This is a genomic window from Methylomagnum sp. (assembly GCF_054333355.1).
In genome coordinates this window covers 1-5,037 of the sequence record NZ_JBTEKS010000323.1, presented here as the reverse complement: position 1 = coordinate 5,037, position 5,037 = coordinate 1, and the positions used below count along the sequence as shown (strand labels likewise).

Genomic DNA, 5,037 nt, shown 5'->3' with positions numbered 1-5,037 from the left:
GACACCGCCGGATAGCGGTTGCGCCGCCAGCAGATGCCGTCCTCGAACACGGTTTCCAGTTGGGCCAGTTGCGACAGCGGCACCGCTTGGCCGTTGCCGGTCCGCACCGACACATCGGGCAATCCGTCCGCCGAGGCGCGTTGTTGCGGCTGCGAGCGCCAGACGATCTCGATGAGTTCGTTGCCCTCCCGGAACTGCCCCACGGGTAGCCCCACGTAATGGCCGCGCAGGGCCTGCGCCAAGCCCAGGGAACTGACCCCCAGCGCCCGTGCCTTGTCTTGGTCCAGCTTCAGGCGCAACGCGGGCAGGCGCTCGTCCCAGTCGTCGTTCACGTCCACCGTGTGGGGATTGCCCCGGACGATGGCCTTGACCCGGTCGGCGATGCGCCGCACCTCCCTGGGGTCTTCGCCCAGCACCCGGTATTCCTGGGGCGGCCCCACGTCCAGGCGCATGACGCGGCCACGGACCTCCGGGAAATCCGTCTGGAACAACTCCCGCAAGCGGTGCAGCACCCGCTCGCGGGCGGCTTTGTCGTGGGTCATGACCACGATCTGGGCCAGGTTGGAATGGTTCAATTGCTGGGTGATGAGCAGGAAGAAGCGCGGGCTCCCGCCGCCCACATAGGTGGCGTAATGGAGCACGTCCTCGTCCTGGGCGAGGACGGCTTCCAAATCGCGGGCGGCGGCCTCGGTCTGGGCGAAGGCAGCGCCTTCGGGCAGCCACAGGTCCACGATCAACTCGGGCCGGTTCGACAAGGGGAAGAACTGTTGGGGCACCTGGCTCATGGCGGCGATGCCGAGGCCGAACAGCGCGAGGGTCAGGGCGATCACCGCGCGGCGGTGATCCACGCACCAGCCCACCCAGCGCCGCAGCCTACGGTAGAAGGGCGTGTCGAAATGCTCGCCGTGGGCTTCCCCGTCCGGGCGGCCCTTGAGCATCCAGTAGCCCAGGTAAGGCGTGAAGATCACCGCGCCGACCCAGGACAGCAGCAGCGAGATGCCCACCACCTGGAAGATCGCCACCGTGTACTCGCCCGCCGAGGAGCGGGCCAGCCCCACCGGCAGGAACCCGGCGATGGTGATGAGGGTGCCGGTCAGCATGGGGAAGGCCGTGGCGCCATAGGCGTAGGTGGCGGCGCGGACCCGGTCCCAGCCTTCGTCCAGCTTGCGGGCCATCATCTCGATGGCGATCATGGCATCGTCCACCAACAGCCCCAGGGCCAGGATCAGGGCGCCCAGGGAGATGCGGTGCAGGCCGATGCCGAACACCAGCATGCCGAGCAGCGTACCCGCCAGCACCAGGGGCACGGTCAGGGCCACCACGGAACCGGCCCGCCAGCCCAGGCTGAGGAAGCTCACCAGCAGCACCGTCCCCAGGGCCTCGAAAAAGGTCTGCTGGAACTCGCCGATGGCCCGCTTCACCACCTTGGGTTGGTCGGCCACCTGCTCGATGGTGACACCGACCGGTAGCTCCCCCTGGATACGGGCCATCTCCGCTTGTAACGCCTTGCCCATGGCCAGCACGTCGCCGGACGGGTTCATGGTGATGCCCAGCCCCACCACTTCCTTGCCCTTGAAGCGCATCTTGAATTCGGCCGGTTCGGCATAGCCCCGGCGCACGGCCGCCACGTCGCCGACCCTGAGGGACGCGCCGTTGACCCGGAGGGCCAGGTTCGCCACCTCGTCCACCGTCGCCAGGGTGCCCGTGATGCGGATCGGCAGGTTTTGGCCGGGTTCCTCCACCCTCCCCGCCGGCGCCAGGGCGTTCTGGCCGCGCAGGGCCTCGGCGATCTGCGTGGCGCTGAAACCCAACTCCGCGAGCTTCTTGTCGGAGAATTCCACGAAGATCTTCTCGTCCTGGGTGCCGATGAGGTCGATCTTTTCCACGTCGGGCACCCGCAGGAAACGCTGGCGGGCCGATTCCGCCAGGTCCTTCAGTTCGGCGTAGCCGAAGCCTTCGCCGGAGAAGGCATAGATGACGCTATAGGTGTCGCCGAATTCGTCGTTGAAGAAGGGACCGACGACGCCCGGCGGCAACTCGGCGGCGATATCGCCGGTCTTCTTCCGCGCTTGGTACCAGAGGCCGGGGATTTCCGGGGCCGGGGTATCCTCGCGGGCGTTGATGAAGATCACCGATTCGCCCGGCTTGGAGTAGCTGTGGAGGTAGTCGAGATGGGGCAGTTCCTGGAGTTTCTTCTCCACCCGGTCGGTGACCTGCTGTTCCACCACGGCGGCGGTGGCGCCGGGATAGAGGGTCTTGACGACCATGACGCGGAAGGTGAACTTGGGGTCTTCGCCCTGGCCGATGAGGAAATAACCCACGACGCCGCCCAGCACGAGCAAGACCATCAGCATCCCGGTGAAGGCGCGGTGCCGTAGCGCCCAGGCGGTGAGGTTGAAGTTGTTCATGGTTGGCTCCGGTCGTTGGCGCTGGCGAGGACGCGCACGGCCTGGCCTTCGATGAGCCGCTGCACGCCCGCGCTGACGACGGTCTGGCCGGGCGCGATTCCGGCAACCTCTATCCGTTCGCCGTCCAGTGGCGTGCCCAGGGTCACCGGAGTCGACCGGACGGTGTCGGCGTCGACCCGCCAGACCTTGGGCTGCTTCGGATCGTCGTGGGTGGTGAAGATCGCGGAGCGGGGAATGGCGGCGGCGGCAGGCTCCTTGGCTGGCAGCCAGACCGTGGCGGTCATGCCCAGCAGCGCCTGTTCGCGGCCCTCCAGCAGGGCCGCTTTCACGCGGTAGGTGCGGGTCGCGGGGTCGGCGGCGGGCGCCACTTCGCGGATGCTCCCGCGAAACCGCCGCTCGTCTTGGGACCAGAGCGAGACCTCGACTTCCTGCCCCGGTGTGACCTGGGCGATACGCTGCTCCGGGACGTGAAGGGTGATTTCCTTTTCGTCCAGCTGGGCCAGCCGCGCCACCGGCTGGCCTGCCGCAACCACATCGCCCGCCTCGACGGTGAATCCGGTGATGACGCCGTCGCGCTCCGCCGCAAGCTCGGAATAGCGAAGCTGGTTCGCGGTCTGCCCCAATTGCGCCTCCAGCGCGGTGACCCGCTCCTTCGCCGTCGTGTAAGCCGTTTCACGCCGGTCGAATTCCGGCGGGGCAATGATGTTCTGATCCAGCAGATCCCGGTAACGGGTCAGGTCGGCACGGGAGAACTCGTACTCGGCCTTGGCGGCGGTGAGCTGCGCCTTCAGGTTCTGGGTGGCGAGCCGGTAGTCATCGGCGTCGAGGCGGGCGGCGACTTGCCCCTTGCGGACGCGGTCGCCCACCTCCACCAGGCGGGCTTCCAATTTCCCGGCGATGCGGAACGCCAGCGCGGTTTCCCGGCGGGCGGTGATCTCGCCCGCGAAGCCGGCGGCGGGCTGGGCAGCCGCTTCCCCTACTTGGATGACGCGCACCGGGCGGGGTAGCTCTGGGTTTTCCGGCGGAGTCGAGCAACCGGCCAACAGCACAAGACCTAAGAGGATGGGAACGGTTGCCGACAGGAATGGCCGCGCCGGGCGGGCGGTGAAATCGGGTTTGATCATGGCGACACCATTAAATATACTGGACCGTAAAGTAATTCTACATAACTTTACTATACGGTCAAGTATTATATGAGCGATTCATCGAAACCCAAGCCGGGTCGCCCCCGCGACCCCGAGCGCGTGCGTCGGGTCCTCGAAGCGGCGGAGCAGCAGTTTCTGGAGCAAGGCTTCGAACGGACCAGTATGGAAGCGGTCGCAAAGGCGTCGGGGGTGTCGAAGATGACGATCTACGCCTACTTCCCCACCAAGAAGGCGCTGTTCGAAGCCACAATTGGCCGGCGCATCGATGCCGCGTTCGATTTCCAGAGCGGCGTGGAGCTGCCTCCCGCCGATCCGCGCCAGGCGCTGACCCTCATCGGCCGCCATTTCCTGGCGCTGATTCGGGCTGATGACGTGATCCGCAAGCAGCGCGTCCTCTTTGCGGAGGCCGGTGTGCAGCAGGACGCCTGCAGCGCCTTCTTCCAGCAGGGGCCGCTCAACATCGTCGCCCGCGTGCGGGATTTCCTGGACAGCGCCGTGGCGGCAGGCAGCCTGGCGCGCCACGAGAGCGAGGCCGGGGCGGACCAGTTCCTCTCGTTGTTTCTCGGCACCGCCCATATCAAGGCCATGCTCGGGCTGGGCAAGCCGACGCCAGAGGAGGACGAGCGCCTTTTGGAGCGGAACGTGGAAATGTTTATGAGCGCTTACGGGAGAGACTGACGACTTTGGCGCTGGCTACGCGCCTTTCCGCTCTCGATGGCGCGGGGGCGGGTCGTTTTCGCACGGCTGATTCCAAATTCCCGTCAAGGCATGCGGGAGGCGGTGCCCGAATACTGATCTTGCACGGGGCGCGGATTAACTGCGACCCGCCCGCCACGGAATGGGCTGAACTGCGTGGAATGGCCGATCCCGCCCGATTTCCAGCGTGACGGGCGGGGGGCTGGCCGTCGGTTAGTCCCAATTCGTCCCTGAAGCCGGAGGTTGCAGCGCACTTTCGTCACTCGCGCTGGTCTGAAAATTGGAACCGTTACGCCAAGGAGGACTGACCCATGCAGACTCCCCGCCTAGCCTTAACTGACCACAGGCGAGCGTTGGAACCCGTCGACACGCCAGTATGCGCGGCGGCTCGTCGGCCATGAGTACCCTCGGCCCCATCGTCACTCTCTCGCCGCGCGATTACGACGCGGTCCTGTTCGACCTCGACGGCGTATTGACCAGGACCGCGAGCGTGCACGCGGCGGCCTGGAAAAAGCTGTTCGACGCCTTCCTTAAAGAACACGCCACCGAGACCGGCGAGCCGTTCGTGCCCTTCGACAGCGACGCCGACTACCGGCGCTACGTCGATGGCAAGCCGCGTTATGACGGCGTGAGCGCCTTCCTCGAATCGCGCCGGATGGCGTTGCCCTACGGCACCCCCGAAGACGGCCCCGACGCGCACACCGTGTGTGCGCTGGGCAACCTCAAGGACCGGTATTTCATGCAACATGGGGTAGTAAGCCCAAACCCCAGAAAATTCCGTCAGGCCA

The 5,037-nt window shown here is 66.4% G+C and carries 4 protein-coding genes; 2 read left to right on the top strand and 2 right to left on the bottom strand.

Annotation, left to right across the window (positions count from 1 at the left end; all coding sequences use genetic code 11):
* Window positions 1-2,408, bottom strand: a 2,408-nt coding sequence (locus ACXWUF_RS18285; RefSeq protein ID WP_458496041.1) for an efflux RND transporter permease subunit, incomplete at its 3' end; no start/stop codon positions are given.
* On the bottom strand, window positions 2,405-3,532 hold the full coding sequence (locus ACXWUF_RS18280; RefSeq protein ID WP_458496040.1) for an efflux RND transporter periplasmic adaptor subunit: 1,128 nt from the start codon (window positions 3,530-3,532) through the stop codon (window positions 2,405-2,407). The genes ACXWUF_RS18280 and ACXWUF_RS18285, both read right to left, overlap by 4 nt.
* Before the next feature lie 69 nt (window positions 3,533-3,601).
* Between ACXWUF_RS18280 and ACXWUF_RS18275 the strand changes: the two genes are divergently transcribed.
* Window positions 3,602-4,231: a TetR/AcrR family transcriptional regulator gene (locus ACXWUF_RS18275; protein WP_458496039.1), complete on the top strand. Its 630-nt coding sequence runs from the start codon at window positions 3,602-3,604 to the stop codon at window positions 4,229-4,231.
* A gap of 415 nt (window positions 4,232-4,646) precedes the next feature.
* A partial coding sequence (locus ACXWUF_RS18270; RefSeq protein ID WP_458496038.1) for an HAD family hydrolase occupies window positions 4,647-5,037 on the top strand: 391 nt, incomplete at its 3' end.